This window comes from Streptomyces aurantiaciflavus (assembly GCF_049808595.1).
Taxonomy (GTDB): Bacteria; Actinomycetota; Actinomycetes; order Streptomycetales; family Streptomycetaceae; genus Streptomyces.
The window spans coordinates 41,211-61,702 of the sequence record NZ_JBNCAQ010000037.1; the positions used below are offsets into that span (position 1 = coordinate 41,211).

The following is a 20,492-nucleotide window of genomic DNA, read 5'->3' on the forward strand; positions in this document are numbered from 1 at the left end:
CCGCGGGGCAGGCGACGGGCCGGACGATCGGGCGGCCGCGCGTGCCCGGACCGCGCCCGGCGCCCTGTGCCGCACGGGCCGTCTGCGGGAGCGGACGGTGCCGCGCTCCCCTCCGGCCGGGCGGCCCAGGGCGCCGGAGCGGCATCCGGCAGACTTCACGGCACCGCACCGCCCTTCGCTCCGGCCAACGGGTGTCGACGCAGTTGGATGCTACTTGGCGAAGTGGGCCCGGGAGTTCTTCGAGATTGCTCACTGCCGTCGTGACGTGCGGAAAGCGGGCACGCCGGCCGGGCGGGCGCCGGCGTGGGCGGCCGCCGCCGGCGCGGTGCGAGCGCCCACCCGGTGGCGGAACGATTTGCTCCGATACTTTCCCGGGCACCGGACCACCGGCCCGGCTAGCGGGAACCACGCCAGACCGAGTTGGCCGCGCCGAGGGCGATGTCCCCGGCGAACACGCCCCGCGGATCGACGCGGGCCCGCACCCGGCCGACGGCAGCGGCGCGGTCCTCGTCGAGGTGCTGCTGCGGACGCTCGTACCCCTCGACCAGGGACGGCAGGGTGTACCCCGTGTCCCAGGGGCCGAGGGCGGCCCGCACGGTGGCGCAGTGGGCGTGCAGCGCCTGGACGGTGACCGGGCCGAAGGGCGGCCCCGAGCCCATGTACGCGTACGCCGCGTCCACCTCGGACAGTGCTCCGCCCTCCGGGCGGGCCTGCGCGAACGCTCCGCCGAGCTGGCGCAGCGTGGCCACGGCGAGCGGTGATCCCGAGCCCTCCCCCACGGCGTTCAGGAAGGCTGCGGCGCCCTCGTCGTCCAGCTCGCGCAGCAGCAGATGGTCGCCGACGAAGGGAACCGGGTCGGCGGGGTCCATGTGGGCGTCCAGCACCCCGGCCGGTCCGGTCTCCGCCCAGGTGTCCAGCAGCGGTTCGGCGATCTCGCGCAGCGGGCCGAGGAGTTCGGCCGCGCTCTCGCGGGCCGCCGCCGTCTCCTCCTCCCGGCGGGCGAGAACGGCACCGTCGACGCAGAGGACGGGCCCGGCGGCGAGCTGCGGCGGGACGCCCGGCACCGGCGGCAGGTTCATGATGCGCAGGGAGGTGGTCGCCTCGCGCGGCGCGTGGGCCGCCCAGGCACGCCAGCGCTCCAGCAGCGGCCGGGCGTGGGCGGCGGACCAGTAGCTGGCGCCGGTGACGACCCGCGCGACGGGGAAGAGGTCGATCTCCACGCAGGTGACGACGCCGAATCCGCCGCCCCCGCCGCGCAGCGCCCAGAACAGCTCGGGTTCGTGTGCAAAATCGGCTCGCACCAGCTCCCCGTCGGCGGTGACCAGTTCGATCGCGCGGACGGTGTTGACGGCGAGGCCTGTGCTGCGGCCGTAGAAGCTGACGCCGCCGCCGAGCAGGTAGCCGACGACGCCGACGCCGTCGGCCGAGCCGTGGGCGGCGGCGAGGCCGTGCGGGGCCGCAGCCCGCACGACCTCGCCCCAGGTGGTGCCGGCCGGAATGCGGGCGGTGCGGCGGGCGGTGTCGATCTCGACGCCACCCGTCAACCGGGTGCGGATGAGCAGGGTGCCGTCGGCGGGCCGCACGGCACCGGAGGCGTGCCCGGTGGTGTGCACGCGCACCGGCAGGCCGGCCCGCACCGCGGTGCGCACGGCGGACCGCACGTCCTCGGTGCTGTGCGCGGTGACGGCGACCGCCGGGCACTGCGGGGCCGCGAGGTTGAACACGGCGGTGGCCTGCTCGTACTCCGGGCTCCCGGGGCGGGCGAGGACCACTTCCCCGGCATCTGAGAGGGTCATGGACGGGTTCCTTCCGTGGCGACGGCCGTGCGCTGCGGGTCCGGGCCGCCGGCGGGCTGTCGGGCGTCGCGGACGGCGGTGATGAACACGAAGGTGCCCGGCCCGCTCTCCTCACGGACCGTCAGGCCCGCCTCGGCCAGCCAGCGCCTGAGGTCCTGCTGTTCGAAGAGCCGCAACCCGCCCTCGTGTTGCGGGAAGCGGTGGGCCGACTGGAAGTAGCGGTAGACGGGGTCCTCGGAACGGCGGAACGTCATCGCGGTGAAGGTGCCGCCGGGTCGCAGGATCCGGCCGACCTCCGCGATGGCGGCCGGTGCCTCGTCGTAGAAGGCCTGCAGGGCGTTCCAGCACACGACCGCGCCGACGGACGCGTCGGCGAAGGGCAGGTCGGCCGCGCCGGCCAGTACGGCGGGCACGTCGGGCAGGCGGCCGCGCAGCACGTTGAGCATGGGCAGCGAGCTGTCGACGGCGACGAGGCGGTCGGCGCCGACGGTCTCGGCGACGACGGCGGTCCACCGGCCGGCGCCGGCGGCGAGGTCGACCACGGGGCCGTCGACGGGCCGTACGTGCTCGGCGATGTAGCGGTCCTCGTCGGCGGGGGTGACGGCGCCGCCCCAGTTCGCCCCGGCGACGCGCAGGAACGAGGGGCGGGCGACGGCTTCGTAGAACAGGCCCATGCTGGGCACCTGGGAGAGCTTCTCCAGGAAGTCGTCCACGCCGCCGTCCTCTTCGGCGGGGGCGGTCAGGTCGAGGATGCCGCCCGCGGCCGGGTAGCGGGCGGCGCAGCCAGTACAGGTGAACCGCCCGTCGCCCGGCTGAAGCGCCCCGCGGCAGGCGGGGCAGCGCAGGGCGGCGGCGTGCGCTGCCAGAAGGTCGGTGCCGGCGGCGGGGGCTGCGGCGCCGGCCCGGTCGGGGACCGCGGCGGCCGGGGCGTCGGCCGGGTCGCCGTGGCACACCGCCCAGTAGGCGCGGGCGCCGGTGCAGCCGAGCACCGTGCGGGTGTCGTTGTCCCAGGCGGCCAGGAGCTGCTGCGGGGTCAGGGCCTCGACCCAGCTCTGGTCGAAGGCGAGTTCGTCCTCGTTGAGGGTCCAGGCGGACGGGGAGGGCCACACCCGCCCCAGCCCGGGACGGCCCGGGTCGAGTTCGCTCAGGGCACGGTCGAGGCGGGAGAGGTCCGCCGGGTCCAGTTCCAGGCCGGCCACGGCGGTGAGGATCTCGTCCCGGTCGGCCGGGAAGTGCGACAGGAGGTAGAGGAGGGCGAGGGTCAGCGGGGTGCCGATGCCCTCCGTGCGCAGCAGCTCCAGGTACCGGTCGAGGTGGGCGCGCACCGCGCGGGTCACGGGACCGGCGCTGGTGGGGTGTTCGGCCTCGGCGAGCAGTCCCAGCAGGATCGCCAGGTGCCCGCGGCGCTCGTTCCCGGCGCGCTCGAGACCCGCCACCAGGGCGGGTACGGCGTCGAGGGCCGACGCGGTGAGCTCGCCGTCCTCCCACACCGCGTCCACCAGCGTGCGGTAGTGCTGCGCGGTCTGCTCCGGCGCGGCGTCCACGAACGCGTCGACCAGGGCGTCGGCGGCGTGGGCGGTGGCAGCATTCATGGGGCGTCCTTCCTCCGATCGGTGCGGCGCCACCCGGCATCGTCCGGCGCGCGCCGGGGACCGGCGCGCTGACCTGCGCCGAAGCGGCCGGCCGCCTTTGGATGCTGTCAGGGCCGCCCGAGCCGGTGCATCTTCTGAACTGCCCTTCTTCCGGCCGCCGTCCGGCCTCCTCGCCGCCCGTCGTGCGGCTGCCGGCCCGTCCGCAGCACGGAGCAATCCGCAAGATGCGGGGCGGCCGCGCGGCGGCGCACGATACGGCCGGACGCACGTGTTTCGGGACTGATCCCGCCGGGCGAGCCTTGTGACCTCCTTCAGCGAGCCGCGGCCTTCCGCGCGGACCCGACTTCCTCGGAGCGCTTCATGCATCCCTTCCGTATCGACATCCCGCAGGAGCAGCTGGACGACCTGCGCCGGCGGCTGGAGGCGGCCCGCTGGCCCGACGAACTGCCCGGCGTCGGCTGGAGCCGCGGGGTGCCGCTCGGCTATCTGAAGGAGCTCGCCGAGTACTGGCGCACCTCGTTCGACTGGCGTGCGGCCGAGGCGCGGCTGAACGCGCACCCGCAGTTCGTCACCGAGATCGACGGCGCCCCGGTGCACTTCCTGCACATCACCTCGCCCGAGCCGGACGCCACCCCGCTGCTGCTCACGCACGGCTGGCCGGGTTCGGTCGCCGAGTTCCTCGACGTGATCGGCCCGTTGTCCGACCCGAGGGCCCACGGCGGCGATCCGTCGCAGGCGTTCCACCTGGTCATCCCGTCGATTCCGGGCTACGGGTTCTCCCGGCCGCTGCCGCAGACCGGCTGGGACACCGGCCGCATCGCCCGCGCCTGGGCCGAGTTGATGGCGCGTCTGGGGTACGACCGTTACCTCGCGCAGGGCGGCGACGCCGGCGCGGTGATCTCCCTGGAGCTCGGCCGTATCGACCCCGAGCACGTCATCGGCGTGCACGTGAACATGCTGATGACCTTCCCCTCGGGCGACCCGGCCGAGCTGGCCGGGCTCGGCGAGGCCGACCAGGCCCGGCTGGGCAAGCTGGCCCGCTTCGACGCGGAGCTGTCGGGCTACATGAAGGTGCAGCAGACCCGCCCGCAGACGCTGGCGTACGCGCTGACCGACTCGCCGGTGGGCCAGCTGGCCTGGATCGCGGAGAAGTTCCTGGACTGGACCTCGGCCGAGCAGCGGCCCGAGGAGGCGGTCGACCGCGACCTGCTGCTGACCATCGTCTCGATCTACTGGCTGACGGCCACGGCCGGCTCGTCGGCGCAGTTCTACTTCGAGGGCGCCGAAGGCGTGCGGGCCGCCGCGGCCGGCGCGGTGCCGCCGCCGCTGACGGTGCCGGTGGGGGTCGCCGTCTTCCCGGACGACATCTTCGTCCCCGTCCGCAGCTTCGCCGAGCGGGACATCCCCACCCTCACGCACTGGACCGAGTTCGAACGCGGCGGGCACTTCGCGGCGCTGGAGCAGCCGGCCGCCCTGACCGGCGACATCCGCGCCTTCGCCCGTTCCCTCACGCCCGTCACCGCCGCTGCCGCCTGAGCCGGCGTCCGTTCAGACAGAGAAGAGGCCGTAGATGACCGCACCGACCGTGATCGACGTCTGGGTGGCCGACCTGACGTTCCCCGGCTACATGGACCGGCTGCACCGCCTGGGCGCCGCGTTCGAGGAGGCACATCCCGAGTACCGCGTCAACATCGAGGGGAGGGACTTCCGCAACCTGTCCCGGGAGATCGCCGAGGCCGCCGAGGCGGGCCGCCCGCCGGCGGTCGCGGAGTTCTACTTCGCCGTGACCCAGGCCGCGCACGACATGCGCGATCACGCCGGCAAGCCGCTGTTCACGTCGGTGCAGCGGGCGATCGCCGGCCGCAGCGAGATCCTCGGCGAGCCGGTCGTCGTCGACGACATCCTGCCGGCCGTGCGCGAGTACTACTCCCGCGACGGCGACCTGGTCTCGATGCCCGCCGTGGTGACGGCGATGCTGGTCTACGGCAACCAGGACCTCCTGCGGGCCGCGGGCGTCGAGCGGCTGCCCACCACCTGGGAGGAGGTCGAGGCCGCCTGCGAGGCGGTCGCGGCACTGCCGGACGGTCCGCGCCACGCGGTGACCTGGGCCAACCACGGCCTGTTCTTCCAGCAGGCGCTCGCCGTCCAGGGCGGGCTGCTGGCCGACCGCGACAACGGCCGCTCGGGCCGGGCCACCCGCGTGGACCTGTCGTCCAAGGAGATGCTCACCTGGGTCGAGTACTGGCAGCGGCTGCACCAGAAGGGCCACTACCTGTACACCGGCAAGATCCCGGACTGGGAGGGCAACCTCAAGGCGTTCGCCGACCAGGACGTGGCGCTGCGCATCACCTCGTCCAACGACCTCAACTACATGGCCCAGGCGGCCGAGCACGCCGGCTTCGAGATGACGGTCGGCCGTTTCCCCGGCCGGGCGGGCGAGCCGTACGGCGGCAACATCATCGCCGGTACGTCGCTGTGGCTGACCGCCGGTCTCGACGAGGTGACGCAGGACGGCGCCCTGGCGTTCATGCAGTTCCTGAACAACCCGCGCAACGCGGCGGACCGCCACATCGCGAGCAGCTTCGTGCCGGTCACCCGCTCCTCGTACCGGCTGCTGGAGGACGAGGGCTGGTTCGAGGCGCACCCCTACCACCGGCTGGCCAGCAGCCAGCTCGGCAGCTACGCCGAGGGCGAGGGCACGGGCGTGCCGCCGTGCCGGGGCGCGCTGTTCGGTGACTTCGCCGGCGCGCAGGACGTGATGACGCGCGCGATGGGCGACGTACTGCTGCACGGCGTGGACGCGGCCGAGCGGTTCGCGCAGGCGACGCGGGAGGCTCAGACGCTGCTCGACGCCTACGAGCGCGACCGCGTCGACAACGGCGTGCGCAGCCCCGAGAGTCTGCGGGTGGAGTACTTCACCGGCGCCGAGGCCTACACCGGCGCGCAGCTGGAGAACGCCGTGCGCGGCAGCAACGGCTGACGCGAGCATGGGGAAGGGGCGCCCCCTCTGGACGGGGGGCGCCCCTTCCCCATGCTCGCGGGTCAGGCCACCAGGGTGCGCGCCGACGTGCGGTAGTAGTCGAAGTCGACGGCCTGGCCGTCGAGGGCGATGCGCAGTTCGGCCAGGCAGGCCCGCACCGAGGCGAGCACCGCGGGCACCTGGACGGTTTCCGCGAGGTGGGTCAGCGTGCGGTAGCTCTCGATCAGGTGGATCTCCTGCTCAGCCGTGAGAGGTGAGTACTCGTTCGTCATGGAGTCGTGCCGCCTTCCATTGCGTTCGGGGCAGGCTGCCCGCGGGGGCGAGCTCCACCACGGGACGGATGCCGATCTCGCGCTTGAACTCCTCGGCGATACGGCCGCACAGCGCGTCGGCGGCCTGGCCGGCGAGCTCGCCCGCGTCGATCTTGACGTGAATCGTGTCGAGCCCGCGGACGGTGCGGATGGACGACTGGAACTCGTTGACCTCGCCGAAGGAACGGACGACGTCCTCGATCATCACCGGGGTGACGGAGACGCCGCGGATCTTGCGCATGTCGTCGACGCGCCGCAGGATGCCGCCGTCGTAGAAGTCCCAGGTGCGGCCGCAGCCGCAGTCGGTGTACGGGCGCTTGACGACGATGTCCTCGGTCCAGTGGCGGAAGAGCTGGACGCCCTCGCGGGACAGGCCCGTGGTGACCCTGACGCCCTCCTGACCGTAACCGACGGGCTGCTTGGTCTCCGGGTCGAGCACCTCGTCGTAGCAGGACTGCTCGTTGATGTGGCAGGCGCCCCGCCGCGACGGGCACTCGAACATGAAGACACCACCGAACTCGGTGGTGCCGGCCGCGTTGAAGACGCGGGCGCCGAAGGCCTCCTCGATGGTGCGGGTGGTGAAGTCGGACCTGGGCTCCGCCCCCGCCAGGATGATCTTCACATTGGCGTCGCGGGCGAGGTCGACGCCCATCTCGCGGGCCGTCTCGATCAGCCGCATGGCATAGCTGGGGGTCAGGCCGAGGATCTCGATGCGGTGGTCCACCAGCAGACGGACCCGGGTGCGGGAGTCGAGGCCGCCGGAGGGGACGACGGTGCAGCCCATGCGCTCCAGCGCGTAGTGCATGCCCCAGAATCCGGCGAACAGGCCGTAGCCGAAGGCCACCATTCCCTTGTGGTAAGGGCGCGCGCCGTTGGCGTACAGCGCGGTGCAGAAGGTGTCCACGCACCAGGCCCAGTCCCGCTCGGTGTCGAAGGTGCGGATCGGCGGGTTGCCGCTGGTGCCGCTCGTCTGGTGGTGGCGCACGCCCAGCGACGGGTCGAGCGAGGGCCAGGTGCCGTACGGGGGCGCCTGCTCCTCGGCCTGCAGCAGGTCCGCCTTGTACAGCAGGGGCATCCGGGCGGAGTACTCGCCGAGCGAGGTGATGCCGTCGGGGATCCGGCCGCTCCAGAACGGCGAGGACCGGCGGGCGTGGTCGAGGGCACGGCGCAGGCGCTGCCATTGCCAGGACTCCAGCCGTGCGCGCGGCATGGTCTCCGCTGTGCTGTTCCAGTAGTCCACGTGGGTCTCCGATGTACGCCCGGCAGCTGGTGACACGGGAAATCCTGGTGCCGGCCGGCGCGTCGGCGCATCTTTGCGCGTGCGGTCCGTGGCCGCGGAGGTCAGGCCGCCGCGGCTTCGTCCTCGTCCGGGCGGGTGCCGAAGGCCCGTACCGCGTCGAGGAAGTTGGCGATGACGTCCGTTCCGTGGTCGGTGCGGAAGCTCTCGGGATGGAACTGGACCGACTCCACGGGCAGGGTGCGGTGGCGCAGCCCCATCACATAGCCGTCGTCCGCGGACCTGGCGGTGACCTCCAGACAGTCCGGGACGGACTCCTCGGGCACGATCAGGGAGTGGTAACGGGTCGCGTCGAACCCGTCGGGCAGTCCGGCGAACAGGCCGCGTCCGTCGTGGTGGATCCGGCTGGTCTTGCCGTGCATGAGGTGCCGGGCGGGCACCACGCTCGCGCCGTAGGCGCGGCCGATGGCCTGGTGTCCCAGGCACACCCCGAACAGGGGCAGGCGTCCGGCGAAGGCTCGCACGATCTCCACGTGCCCGGACTCGTCCGGGTGCCCGGGGCCGGGCCCCAGGAGGATCCCGTCGAGTCCCATGGCGGGCACGTCCGTCAGCCGCAGCGCGGCGGAGCGGACCATGAGAGGGGCGGCGCCCGCCGACATCAGGTACTGACGCAGGATGTCGACGAAGCTGTCGAACGCGTCGACCACGAGGATCCGCGGGCGTGCGGGGGCGGGCCGGACGGTGAACATCCGGGTCACAGCAGTTCCTTTCCGGTGACCGCCCAGTGGGCGGCGCTCATCTTGGCCAGCGTCTCGCGCCATTCGGCGCGGGGGACGGAGTCGGCGACGATGCCCGCCGAGGCCCGCGTGCGGTACACGCCGTCGCGGTGGAACAGCGTGCGGATGCACAGGGAGAGGTTGGTGTAACCGCCGACGTCGAGGACGCCGAGCGCGCCCGCGTACAGGCCGCGGCGGCTGTGCTCGACGGATTCGATGATTTCCATGGCCCGGATCTTCGGGGTTCCGGTCATCGTGCCGGCGGGGAACAGGGCGGCGATCGCGTCGAAGGCGTCCTTGTCCTCCTCGGCCTGCCCCCCCACGGTCGACACGAGGTGCAGTACGTGCGAGTAGCGCTCGACGGTGAGCCGGTCGGGCACCCGGAGGGTGTCGGCTTGGCAGATCCGGCCGATGTCGTTGCGGCACAGGTCGACCAGCATGGTGTGCTCGGCGACCTCCTTGGGGTCCGAGGACAGCCGCCGGGCGCCGGCCTCGTCGTCCCCGGTGCGCGGCAGGGTGCCGGCGATGGGCCGCATGGTGACGGCGCCGTCCTCGATCCGTACGAACAGCTCGGGGCTCGCGCCGATGACGCACTGCCCCGCCAGGCTCACCAGGTACATGTAGGGCGAGGCGTTGCGGCGGCGCAACCGCTGGTAGACGTCGACCGGGTGGGCCGGGGAGCGGATGGTCAGCTCGTGCCCGATCTGCACCTGGTAGATGTCGCCGACCGCGATGTGCTTCAGGCAGTGCTCGACGTCGGCGGCGAACCGGTCGGGGTCGCTGTCGTCGGTGACGACGGCCTCGGGGAAGGTGTCCGCCGCGGGCTCGGGGTGGGTGTGCCCGGCCCGCTGGAGCAGGCCCACGATGTCGTCCTGGTCGAGCGGCGCCCACTGCGCGGACTCGTGCAGCAGCAGCTCGGCGCGGCTGCCCTCGAGGTCGGCGACCACGCAGCCCTGGTGCAGCACGAGGTGGACGTCGGGCAGGTCCGGGCGCTGCTCGATGAGGTACGGAAGGTCTTCGACGTAACGGACGGTGTCGTAGCCGAAGTAGGCGAGGAAGCCGAAGCGGAAGCGGCTGCCGGAGCCCTCGGCGTCGAACATCCGCTGGGCGGTGCGCAGCAGCGCCCACAGGTCCCCGAAGGAGCGCAGCCGCAAGGAGGCGTGTCCCTTGCCCGGACCGGCCCCGGCGTCCTGCGCCAGCAGCGGCCGGGCTCGCTCGAGGAACAGTCCGACGAGGCCGGGCTGTCCCTCCACACGCACCGCTCCGTCGGTGACGGACAGCGACAGCAAGGTGCCGAAGCCGGTGAACTGGTAGCGGCGGTCGCGCAGCGGGCCGGCCGCGGACTCCAGGAGGTAGACCTGGTCGGGCCCGAAGCGCTCGGCGAGGGCGCGGTAGGCGGGGAGCATCGCCGGCTGGGGCACGCCGCGGGTGCGCGTGGTCACGCGGACCGCGGGGGGCGCCGGGAGCTGGTCGGTCATGGCACGGTCCTTCGGGGTCACGTGGTGATCGCGTAGCGATGCGCGATCTCTTGGGCGGTGCGGGCCGCGCCGTCGGGCCCGGACCGGCGATCGAGCACCCGGGCCGCCTTCCAGCTGACGAACGAACCGGTGTGCGTCACGGGATCGAGGTCGGTGTCGACCACGACGGAGGTCCGCGCACCGGTGCGTTCGTCCAGCCGGGCGGCGACGGCCGCGGCGACCCGGTCGGGTCGTGCCGTGCCCGGCAGGAGGTCCATGCGGACGGTGACCCGGTCGCCGCCGTCCGGGGCGCGGTCGATGACGACCTGGTAGCCCAGGCAGCCGCGGACGTCCGTCAGGACGGCGGCCTCCAGTTCGGCCGGCCACAGCAGGCCGTCGCCGAGCGGGATACGGTCGCCGGCCCGCCCGAGGACCTCGACGAGTGGCCCGGGCAGGGCGGATCCGGGCGGAGCGGGCGTGAGGCGGACCATGTCCCCGGTGCGGTAGCGGATCAGCGGCTTGATGCCGTCGACCAGCATGGTCAGCACCAGTTCGCCGGTGCCGAAGGGGCCCAGGGACGCGCCGGTGTCCGGGTCGACGAGTTCGGCCAGGTAGTTGGGCACGGACAGGTGGAGCGTGCCGCTGTCGGCACCGGCGGCGATGCACAGCGCCTCCTGGGAGCCGTACAGGGCGGGCCGTACGACGGCGTGCGGCCAGACGGTGGAGACGTTCGCCGCGAACTGCGGGGTGCAGATCTCGCCGAGGACGAGGAACAGCTTCACCGGCAGCCGGGCCGGGTCGTAGCCGTGGTGCAGGGCGGCCTTGGCCAGGCTCAGGCACAGGGCGGGAGCGCACACGACGACCTCGACGCCCAGCTCCTCGATCAGGCGCAGCGCCTTCTTGAAGCCGACGCGCGGCGACTCGGGCCAGATCTTGACGTGGCAGAGGTCGAGGGTCGCGGCCACGTCGGTGAACACGTCGCCGAACGCGTACAGTTCGGACGGCCCCATCAGGCCGACGACCGGTCTGCGGTCGCCGAAGCGGGTGCGCAGCAGGTGCCGCCAGGACTGCTCGACGGCCGTGTTGGAGGTGACGATGTCCCGGGCGCCACGCGGACAGGGTGTCGCGGCCCCGGTGGTGCCGTTGGTCTCGTAGTAGATCCGCGCGTCGGCGAGTGGGCCGGACAGCACGTCGTACATCTCGCGCCGCAGATCGTCCTTGGTGGTGAAAGGCAGCGTGTCCAAGGTGGCGGGGGTGACCGCGCCGACGTCCACGCCGGCGAGGTGGCGGCGGTAGAACGGTGAGCGTCCGGTGACGTGACGCAGTACGGCGGTCAGTCGTTCGGCCCGCCAGTCGGCCAGTTCCCGCCGGGTGAGGGTGCCGTCGTAGAAGGAGTCGCTGACACGGCGGTGGGCGGCGAGGAAGGCATCCGTGTCGGCGGCGGTCACGGCCGGCCCTGCAGGGCGAGGGCGGGCTCGGGCCCGTCGTCGAACTCGGCGGCGTTCAGGGCCAGTCCGACGCGTTCGTTGACCTCGTGGGAGCTGAGCGGGCCGTCGTGGCCGGTGAGCCTGCGGTGCTCGTCCAGCAGCTCCATCATGTCCGTCATCCGCTCCACGAGCCGGGAGACGTTGGTCAGGCCTTCCTCGTCCTTCAGGGCGTCGCCCCGGTGCAGGGCGTGGACGGTGGCCGGAAACCCGCTGCCCACCACGATCATCCTGTTGAGCAGGGCGTTGACGGTCAGCTGTGCCCACACCTCGCCGCCGCTGTAGCGGCGGGCGACGGAGATGACGCCGGCGACCTTGTTGGTCAGCGGCCGGTCGAAACGCAGGTAGCCCACGCCGGCCCGCTCGATGAAGGTCTGCATGAGGCTGGCGGTGCCGAACCCGTGGACCGGAGCGGCGAAGACGATGCCGTCCGCCTCGATCATCCTGGCCACCACACCGGCGACGTCGTCTTTCATCGCACAGACAGTCGTGCGGTGGTTGCAGTCGCCGCACGGGCCGCAGCGGTCCATGCGGATGCTGCGCAGATCGACCGTCTCGAACTCGACCCCGCGTCGCGCGGCGACCTCCGCGGCGTGCCGCAGGACGTCGGCGGTGTTGCCGTCACGCTCCGATCCGTTGATCGCCAGGATCTTGAGTGGTGCTGTCACGAGATGACTCCTTCGAAGGTTCGGCGGATCCGGCGCAGTCGGCGGATGGGCAGCCGGACAGCGCGGGCGCGGGGGCGCGGATGCTGGACTTCGCCAAGTCGTCGTGGGGGGCCTGCCGACTTACTGAAATCGTCACGTCTGCGGCCGCGAAGACGCATCTCTCTAAATGCTGTGCGACAAGCGGCGCCAAGCGGGCCCGAGGGAGGGCTGGGGCCCGTCAGGTCCCGGGCGCGAGGGAGGGCTGGGGCCCGTCAGGTCCCGGGCCCGAGGGAGGGCTGGGGCCCGTCAGGTCCCGGGCGCGAGGGTGAAGCGGGGCAGGGCGATCCGGGCCTCCGGGTGGGCGAGGGGGCGCCGAGGCAGTGGTGGGGGCCCGCGCCGAAGCTGAGGGGCTGCGGCGCGCGACGCCCGGGGACGAAGCGATCCGGGGCGGTGAAGCGGCGCGGGTCGCGGTTGGCCGCGGTCCGGCCTGGTCAGGCGCCGAGCGCGAGGCAATAGCCGGTCAGCCGCCGAGCGTGAGGCAATGGCCGGTCAGCCGCCGAGCGTGAGGCAATGGCCGGTCAGCCGCCGAGCGTGAGGCAATGGCCGGTCAGCCGCCGAGCGTGAGGCAATGGCCGGTCAGGCGCCGAGCGTGAGGGAGTAGGTGTCCAGTCCCCGTACGACCCACCGGTCGCGGTAGACGGGCCGCCCGGTCGCGGACAGGTCCGGGAAGCGGCGCAGCAGCCGGGGCAGGGCGATCCGGGCCTCCAGGCGGGCGAGGGGGGCGCCGAGGCAGTAGTGGGGGCCCGCGCCGAAGCTGAGGGGCTGCGGCGCGCGACGCCCGGGGACGAAGCGGTCCGGGGCGGTGAAGCGGCGCGGGTCGCGGTTGGCGGCGGCCAGGACGAGGGTGAGCCGGGTGCCGCGCGGGACGGCGGCGCCGAGCAGGTCGGTGTCGTCGGCGGCCCAGCGGCTGGTGACGTGCACGGGCGGCTCGTACCGCAGGATCTCCTCGACGTAGGCGTCGGCGAAGTCCGCGTCGTCGCGCAGCCGACGCGCGTATGGGGCGTGGTCCAGGGCGAGCATCACGCCGTGGCCGATGAGGAAACTGGTGGTCTCGAAGCCGGCGGTGAGCAGCACCATGAGGTTGCCCATCAGCTCCTCGTGGCTCAGCCGTCCCGGCTCGCCGCGGTGCACTTCGGCCAAGGCGGTGACGAGGTCCTCGGCCGGCCTGCGGCGGCGGCGCTCGACGAGGTCGTCGAAGTAGCCGGCGAGCGCGTCCATCGCGGCGTCCGCCCGGTGCAGGGCGGCCGGGTCGGAGAATCCGTCGGTGGACACCGCGATGGCGGAGGCCATGTCCCGGAACCACACCTGGTCCTCTTCCGGGAAGCCGAGCACGGCGCTGACGACGGCGACGGGCAGCCGGGAGGCGAACTCGGCGATGACGTCGACCGGGGTGCCGTCGGCGCCGAGCGCGGCCATGCGGTCCAGCAGACGGTCGGCCATGTCCTCGACGGCCGCGGTGAGTTCGCGCACCCGCGGCGGGGTGAAGGCGAAGCCGGCCAGGGACCTGAGACGGGTGTGGTCGGCTCCGTTGCTGTAGAGCATCGAGCTGGTGAAGGCGCGCAGGGAGGAGTGGGAGCGCCAGGCCGGATAGGCGGCGTCGTAAGCCGCGCGGTCCTGCACGTGCAGGCGGGTGTCGCGCAGGGCCCGGGCGCACTCGTCGTAGCCGGTGACGACCAGCCGCCCGCGACCGCGCCAGGCGAGGTCGCCGTGGGCGCGGATCGCCTCGTACAGCGGGTAGGGGTCCTGGCGTCCTCGGGGCGTTCCCAGGGCGGCGAACGCCTCGGTCAGGGACAGGGCTGGCTCGGCCATCCGGCGTCTCCTCCTGCGGGGATACTCGGTGCGGCCGGACGGCCCGGTCGCGTGGCACGGTCAGGCCGCGGTCAGCTCGATGATCGCCGAGGGGCCCGCGGGGTGGACGGCGGCCACCTTCAGGCCGGCGTCCGCGGCGAGGGCGGCGAACTCGGCCACGCCGCGCTCCCCGGCGCCGTAGACGCACAGCATCCGCAGGTCCATGCCGGTGTGCGGGGCGTCGCCGGCGGGGCCGACCGACTCGATGACGAAGACGGAGCCGGTGGAGCCGGCGGCCTCGGCGCAGCGGCGCAGGATCGCGGTGGCCGCGGCGTCGTCCCAGTCGTGCAGGATCAGCGAGAGCACGTAGCCGCCGGCGCCGGCGGGCAGGGGGTCGAAGAAACTTCCGGTGACGGCGTCGGCGCGGTCGTCCAGGCCGGAGGCGGCGAAGGACCGCTTGGCGCTGTGCACGGCCTCCTCCAGGTCGACGACCGTGCCGCGCAGGCCGGGGTGGGCGGTCAGCAGGGCGGTCAGCAGGGAGCCGTCGCCGCCGCCGACGTCGACGACATGGCCGACGCGGGCCCAGTCGAAGGCGGAGACGATGCCCGGGGCGCGGGCGGCGACGTCGGCGCCGAGGAGGGTGTTGAAGGCGGCCGCCCGCTCGGGGTCGGCGGTCAGGTCGTCCCAGTAGGAGCGCCCGTAGCGCACCGGGAAGGCGGCCTCCCCGGTGGTGACGCTGTGCAGCAGCTCCACGAAGGACAGTTCGCCGCGGCCTCCGGTGTGGATGTCGAACCAGGCGCGCAGGCCGGCCGGGTGGTCCTCGCACAGCGGCCGGCCCAGCGCGGTCAGGGTGTAGCGGCCGTCGTCGCCGCGGTCGAGCACGCCCCGCACGGTCAGGTAGCGCAACAGCCGCTCCAGGGCGCCGGGGTGGGCGCCGACCGCCTCGGCCAGGGCGGCCGCCGTGTGCGTGCCGGCCGCGATGTGGTCCGCGATCCGCAGGGTCGCGGCCACGCGCACGGCCATCGGCGTGCCCAGGTTCGCCATCCGCCACAGCGTGGCGGCGCTGCCGTCCTCGTCGCCCAACACGGCGTGTCCTCCTTCGTCGACGGGCACAGCCGGGCCCGCGGTGTCATCCTCGCCGAGCGGCGCGCGCGGGCCATCTCCTGGATTGCGCTCCTGCCCGGCGGTTGCGGCGGGCAGGGCCCTGCAGGGTGGTCAGGTGGCCGGGGCGGTGCGACGCTTCACGGCGTGATCCGCAGTTCTGCCCAGACGCGTTTGGTCCGGGCTGGGAGGCGGGGCCGCAGACGGTGTCGTGTCCCCACCGGTCGGCGAACTCGGCGAGCAGCAGCAGTCCCCGGCCCGATACGTCGTCCGGGCCGGGCGTACGCAGATGCGGCCGCCGGTCGGGGGCGTTGTCCACCACGGCGAAGAGCAGCAGCGGGGGCGCCGGGCGGTCGACGTGGACACGGATGCGGGGTCCGCTGACGTGGCGGACGGCGTTCGCAGCCAGTTCGCTGACGAGCAGCATCCCGGTGTCTACGTGGTCCTGGAGGTTCCAGCAGGCCAGCGCGACGCGTACCGGGGCGCGGGCCTCCTCGCGCGGCCTGCGGGATGCGTTCCGACTCCACGAAAGACCACGCCTGTGGAGCCGACCGGTCCAGCGAAAGTTCCAGCACGCCCCGATGATCTGTGCGGCCCGTAGGCGGCCGTATCCGCCCCGGGCGGGCGGGGAGGGGAGGGGAGGGGAGAGCGCGTGTGCGGGGCGCTCAGCGGCCACGATGAACGCCTTTCGGCCGGGCCCGGCTCTTTGCGGCTGACCCACCGTCGTGGGACACCGGGCCTGACGGCCCGGTCCGGCAGTGCGTCGCCCCTCCGGAGGTCGGCCCCTGTCGTGCTCATGCGCACCGTTGCGGCCTCGTACCAGCGCCCCCTCCGCTGCGCTCCGGGGCTACGGGCTCCGCCATTGCGCACCCCGGGGGCTGGCACCTCCGGGGGGCCGACGCGCCGAGGTGCAGTCCAGCACCTACTGCACACACCGTCCGGCGGCTGGCCTTTCATCGTGCGGGTGATCAAACGGCGGTGGAATCGACCTCAGCCACGGAAAGGCAACTCCTGCGGCGGGGGCGCCGACGACGGCGGTACGGAGGTACCTCGGCCCACCACCGGCAGGACTGCGCTTACTCCTGCTCGTCGCCAGCCGAGGACTGCCGGCAGCCGCCGGCGGCGACCAGGTGGCATCAGTCGGGACCCGCAAGGCCCCCCGGGCCTGAGGACTCGCCGACCCTAGGCGCCTGCGGCGGAGGGTGAGCCTGGCGGCCTGGCGCCCGCTTCCCCTCGCTGCCAAGGCATGACACGCCGGAGTGTGCCAGGTGCTTGATATGCGCATGTGCGGAGGGTAAATGCGCGCGCGCGTTCTGTTACAAGAAGGGGCGGTCGCTCTGACCTGGTCGAACGCTGCCGTAAGGCACGATTTTTCGTGCCTTACGGCCGGAAAAAACATGCCTTAGATCCTCCGTAGATCATGCCCATAAGGCATCAAAGGCAGGAGCTAAGGCACGAAAAAAACGTGCCTTGGAGGTCGCTTGGACGGAGATCCATGGCAGCCACGAGCAGGGCCCGGCGGGGGATGACGCTCGTCGTCGACGAGGCGACGGGCGAGGTGTACCAGCGGAAGCAGCACGTCTCCGTCTCCACGGTCTACGAGGCCCTTAACCGGCTGACCGCGCTCCGCCTGATCAGCCGCAACGGAGCTGAGTACCGGGTGAACCCGCGGTTCTTCTTCGCCCAAAACCCCGAGGTGGCCCAGCTCGTGCTGGAGGCGCTCCAGGCCCCCGACGTCGAACCCGATGAGCGCGCCCACCAGCCGCGCCGGACCTCGCCGATCGACGCTCGCCGCCGTCGCGAGGTGCGGTCCGTCTCCTGACAGTCTTCAGGAACGGTCCCGGCACCTCGCCTGCCGTTCACCACCGATCACGCCCGGGACGCCATCGCCTGGGCGGGCGCCCCGTGGGCCGTGACGCATCCGGCAGCGATCGCCTGGCAGGCCGCCAAGGCCGGGGAACCGGTCACCGTCCTCTCGCTCGAACCCGAGCTGTACGCCGGAACCGGTGTCACCCCCCTGAACCCCACCTGAATGTCCCGCGCTCACCCCGGCTCCGCCGGAACGGCTGCGGCCCCGAACACCTGCCGTGTCCGGGGCCGCAGCCGTCTGTGTACTGGTCAGACGGACCGAGACTCGGGGCGGGGCGCCGGATGGCCTCCCGACGCCGCGTCACAGCACGACGTGCTCCCGTTCGGGTGTGTCGGCCCCGGCGTCCCGGGAGGCCGGGGCCGGACCGGCCACGGCGGGCCGGGCGGGCCACCAGAAGCGGCGCTCGCCCAGGTCGAGGGCGAGGGCGGGCACCAGGACGGTCCGCACCAGGAAGGTGTCGATCAGCACGCCGACGCCGACGATCACCCCCATCTGGGCCATGGCGACCAGCGGCAGCGCGGCGAACACCGCGAAGGTCGCCGCGAGGACGAGGCCGGCGGAGGTGATCACGCCGCCGGTGCCGCTGAGGCCGGCGACCACTCCCCGCCGGTGGCCGCGCAGCTGTGCCTCCTCCCGGACCCGGTGCATGAGGAAGATGTTGTAGTCGACGCCGAGGGCCACCAGGAAGACGAAGCCGAGCAGCGGCACCGACCAGTCGGTTCCGGAGTAGCCGAAGACGTGCTCGAACAGCAGGTTCGAGGCGCCGAGGGCGGAGAAGTACGAGACGACGACGGTGGCCAGCAGCACCAGCGGGGCCACCAGCGACCGCAGCAGCCACACCAGCACGAGCAGGATGACCAGCAGGACGACCGGGACGACGGTCCGCAGGTCGCGCGCGGTGGCGGTCTCCTTGTCCAGGCTCTGCGCGGCGGTACCGCCGACCAGGGCGTCGGTGTTCGCGCGCAGCGCCTTCACGGCGTCCTTCGCTGCCTGGCTGTCGGGCGTGCCGTCCAGTACCGCGGACAGCTGGGTCAGCTTTCCGTCGGCGGTGGTGGCGACGGTGGTGACGTCGAGGACGCCGTCGGTGTTCTCGGCCGTCTTCGTGACGTCCTGTGCCTCGGAGGTCCGGGCGATGATGACCGCCGGGTCGCCGGCGCCGGAGGGGAAGTGGGCCGAGAGCCTCTCCTGGGCGACGACGGACTCCGGCTTGTTCTGGAACCACTCGGACTGGCTCAGCCCCATGTCGATGCCGAGGGCGGACAGCGCGAGGCCGCCGGTGACCAGCAGGGAGACCAGCCAGGCGCGGCGTGGCCGGGCGGCCACGGCCTCGCCGACGCGCTGCCACCCGCCGCCGGTGCGCGGGGCGGTTCCGTGACGCGGCACGAGCGGCCAGAACACCCAGCGTCCGGCGACGACGAGCAGGGCCGGCAGCACGCTCACCATGGCGAGGAAACCGAAGACGACGCCGATGGCGCCGACCAGCCCCATCGAGCGGGAGGAGTTGATGTCGGCGAACCCGAGGCAGAGCAGGCCGACGGCGATGGTGGCCGCGGAGGCCAGCACGGCGGGGAAGCAGCGGCGCAGGGCGATCCTCATGGCCTCGTGCCGGTCTTCGTGGCGGTGCAGCTCCTCGCGGTAGCGAGCGATGAGCAGCAGGGCGTAGTCGGTGCCGATGCCGAAGACGAGCACCATGAGGACACCGGAGCTCTGCGGATCGACCTGGAGTCCGGCGTACTTGGCGAACAGGTAGGTGAAGGCCTGGGTCAGGACGGCGGCGAAGGCGACCGCGATGACCGGGAACAGCCACAGCACGGGGCTGCGGTAGGTGAGCAGCAGCAGGACGATGACGATGAGGCCGGTGACCGCCATCAGGGTGCCGTCGAGGGTGTCGAAGACGGTGAAGGCGTCGGCGGTGGCGCCGCCCAGTCCGCCGACCTTGGCGTCGAGACCGGGCGGGGCGTGGGCGGCCGCCACGGTGCGCAGTTCGGCGACCTTGTCGGCGAGCACGGCCTGGTCCTCGCCGGACAGCGGGACGACGACCATCAGGGCCCTGCCGTCCTTGGAGGTGACCGCGGGCGGCACCTCCTGGCCCGGCTCGGCGATCTTCGCGAACGCCGCGCGGTCGGCTTCGACCTTGGCGCGGTCGGCGTCGGTGAGGGGGGCGTCGCTGGTGTAGACGGCGACGGCAGCCATCAGGTCGTGGGTGCGGAACTTCTCCAGTTCCGTGTTGACCCGGGCGGACTCGGCACCGCGGGGCAGGAAGGCGTTGGCACTGGTGTCCTGTACTTCGCCCAGTTTGCCCGCCAGTGCTCCGAGGGCCATCACGGCGAGCAGCCAGGCGGCCAGGGCCAGCCATTTGCCGCGTCGGCCGCCGGGCGTGGCGACGCTCCGATCGAGCCACGTTCGCATGGAAGTTCTCCTTCTGGGTGGGGACGTACGGCGTGCGCACGGGCGGCTTCCCGGATCACGGGGCGGCCCGGGCACAGCAGCGCCCGTGGGGCCGCGGCTCCACGGGCGCTGCCGAAAAGCGGCGGGCTCAGCTCTTGAAGAAGTCCCTCAGCTGCGGAGCGAGGACCGCCGGCTCGACGGCGATGCCCTGGCCGGCCAAGGTGTGGTGACGGGAGTCGGGCAGCACGTCGGCGACGGCGCGGGCGCTCGCGTGCAGCCACGGGTCGGCGTCGCCGCCGTGGGCGACGAGAACGGGCACCTTGACGGCGGTGAGTTCGTCGGTGGGCAGGGCGAAGTCGTCGCCCGTGATCGTGGTGTCGTACGGGAGGGTGTGGGCCAGCGCCTCCAGGCCCGCCCAGAAGGGAGCGAACCGCATCCCCGCGACGGCTTCGGCCGGGGCGCCCATGCCCTGGGTCATGAAGAACTCCACGGCCTCGCCCCGGCGGTCGGTCGCGGCGAGCTCGGCGAGCTTCTCGGTGAAACCGGCAGGCGGCTTCGGGCCGGTCTCGTCCACGACGAACGGAGGGTCGTAGACGGCGACCTGAGTGATGTTCAGGCCGGCGGCGGCGGCCTTGAGCGCCAGGACGCCGCCCGCGGACAGACCGAACACCTTCGCCGAACCACCCGCCTCGGCGATCAGGGCGGCGAGGTCCTCGATCTCCCGCTCGACCGCGTACTCCGGCGCGTCGGCGCTGTCCCCTCGCCCGCGACGGTCGTAGTTGTAGACGGTGAAGTGGGGGGCCAGTTCTTCGGCCAGTTGCGTCATGGTGGGGTGCGCGCGCTCGCTGAACGAGCCGCCGACCAGGATGAGGGGCTCGCCCTCACCGGAGCGGTCGTAGGCGATGGCGGTGCCGTCGGCGGACTGGACGGTGTTCATTGCTCTCCTGATGCTGAGCGGCCTTGGGGGGAGGCACACGGTGGTGCCGCACTCAGCGTCCCGGGAGG

The 20,492-nt window shown here is 73.0% G+C and carries 15 protein-coding genes; 3 read left to right on the forward strand and 12 right to left on the reverse strand.

The window, feature by feature from the left end; genetic code table 11:
- Window positions 1-395 precede the first annotated feature (395 nt).
- Both ACPT94_RS33965 and ACPT94_RS33970 read right to left on the reverse strand, forming a co-directional pair.
- Window positions 396-1,796: an FAD-binding oxidoreductase gene (locus tag ACPT94_RS33965; protein ID WP_360335282.1), complete on the reverse strand. Its 1,401-nt coding sequence runs from the start codon at window positions 1,794-1,796 to the stop codon at window positions 396-398.
- Window positions 1,793-3,388, reverse strand: coding sequence for a methyltransferase domain-containing protein (locus ACPT94_RS33970; protein ID WP_425247605.1), 1,596 nt, complete (start codon window positions 3,386-3,388; stop codon window positions 1,793-1,795). Before ACPT94_RS33970 ends, ACPT94_RS33965 begins: the two co-directional genes overlap by 4 nt.
- 360 nt (window positions 3,389-3,748) lie before the next feature.
- On the opposite strand from ACPT94_RS33970, the gene ACPT94_RS33975 reads away from it, so the two are divergent.
- A complete protein-coding gene (locus ACPT94_RS33975) occupies window positions 3,749-4,924 on the forward strand; it encodes an epoxide hydrolase family protein (protein WP_425247606.1) in 1,176 nt (391 codons plus the stop codon).
- Window positions 4,925-4,958: 34 nt separating this feature from the next.
- Complete coding sequence (locus tag ACPT94_RS33980) at window positions 4,959-6,368, forward strand: extracellular solute-binding protein (RefSeq protein WP_425247607.1); 1,410 nt, start codon at window positions 4,959-4,961, stop codon at window positions 6,366-6,368.
- Window positions 6,369-6,430: 62 nt separating this feature from the next.
- On the opposite strand, the gene ACPT94_RS33985 is transcribed toward ACPT94_RS33980, so the two are convergent.
- The 8 genes from ACPT94_RS33985 to ACPT94_RS34020 all read right to left on the reverse strand — a co-directional run bounded on the left by ACPT94_RS33985 (window position 6,431) and on the right by ACPT94_RS34020 (window position 15,211).
- Window positions 6,431-6,640, reverse strand: a complete 210-nt coding sequence (locus ACPT94_RS33985) for a DUF6052 family protein (RefSeq protein ID WP_360335290.1) — start codon at window positions 6,638-6,640, stop codon at window positions 6,431-6,433.
- A complete protein-coding gene (locus ACPT94_RS33990) occupies window positions 6,609-7,919 on the reverse strand; it encodes a phenylacetate--CoA ligase family protein (RefSeq protein ID WP_425247608.1) in 1,311 nt (436 codons plus the stop codon). Before ACPT94_RS33990 ends, ACPT94_RS33985 begins: the two co-directional genes overlap by 32 nt.
- 101 nt (window positions 7,920-8,020) lie before the next feature.
- Window positions 8,021-8,665: an anthranilate synthase component II gene (locus ACPT94_RS33995; protein ID WP_425247624.1), complete on the reverse strand. Its 645-nt coding sequence runs from the start codon at window positions 8,663-8,665 to the stop codon at window positions 8,021-8,023.
- Window positions 8,666-8,670: 5 nt separating this feature from the next.
- A complete protein-coding gene (locus ACPT94_RS34000) occupies window positions 8,671-10,170 on the reverse strand; it encodes an anthranilate synthase component I family protein (RefSeq protein ID WP_425247609.1) in 1,500 nt (499 codons plus the stop codon).
- Between the two features lie 17 nt (window positions 10,171-10,187).
- Window positions 10,188-11,597, reverse strand: a complete 1,410-nt coding sequence (locus tag ACPT94_RS34005) for a phenylacetate--CoA ligase family protein (RefSeq protein ID WP_360335296.1) — start codon at window positions 11,595-11,597, stop codon at window positions 10,188-10,190.
- Window positions 11,594-12,301, reverse strand: coding sequence for a flavodoxin family protein (locus ACPT94_RS34010; protein WP_425247610.1), 708 nt, complete (start codon window positions 12,299-12,301; stop codon window positions 11,594-11,596). Before ACPT94_RS34010 ends, ACPT94_RS34005 begins: the two co-directional genes overlap by 4 nt.
- Before the next feature lie 615 nt (window positions 12,302-12,916).
- A complete protein-coding gene (locus ACPT94_RS34015) occupies window positions 12,917-14,149 on the reverse strand; it encodes a cytochrome P450 (protein ID WP_360335300.1) in 1,233 nt (410 codons plus the stop codon).
- 60 nt (window positions 14,150-14,209) lie between these two features.
- Complete coding sequence (locus ACPT94_RS34020; RefSeq protein WP_425247625.1) at window positions 14,210-15,211, reverse strand: methyltransferase; 1,002 nt, start codon at window positions 15,209-15,211, stop codon at window positions 14,210-14,212.
- A gap of 1,513 nt (window positions 15,212-16,724) precedes the next feature.
- Here ACPT94_RS34020 and ACPT94_RS34025 point away from each other — a divergent pair.
- Window positions 16,725-17,051: a hypothetical protein gene (locus tag ACPT94_RS34025; RefSeq protein ID WP_360335303.1), complete on the forward strand. Its 327-nt coding sequence runs from the start codon at window positions 16,725-16,727 to the stop codon at window positions 17,049-17,051.
- Between the two features lie 348 nt (window positions 17,052-17,399).
- On the opposite strand, the gene ACPT94_RS34030 is transcribed toward ACPT94_RS34025, so the two are convergent.
- Both ACPT94_RS34030 and ACPT94_RS34035 read right to left on the reverse strand, forming a co-directional pair.
- Window positions 17,400-19,508, reverse strand: coding sequence for an MMPL family transporter (locus ACPT94_RS34030; protein ID WP_425247611.1), 2,109 nt, complete (start codon window positions 19,506-19,508; stop codon window positions 17,400-17,402).
- Between the two features lie 127 nt (window positions 19,509-19,635).
- Complete coding sequence (locus tag ACPT94_RS34035) at window positions 19,636-20,424, reverse strand: alpha/beta fold hydrolase (RefSeq protein ID WP_360335307.1); 789 nt, start codon at window positions 20,422-20,424, stop codon at window positions 19,636-19,638.
- Window positions 20,425-20,492 lie beyond the last annotated feature (68 nt).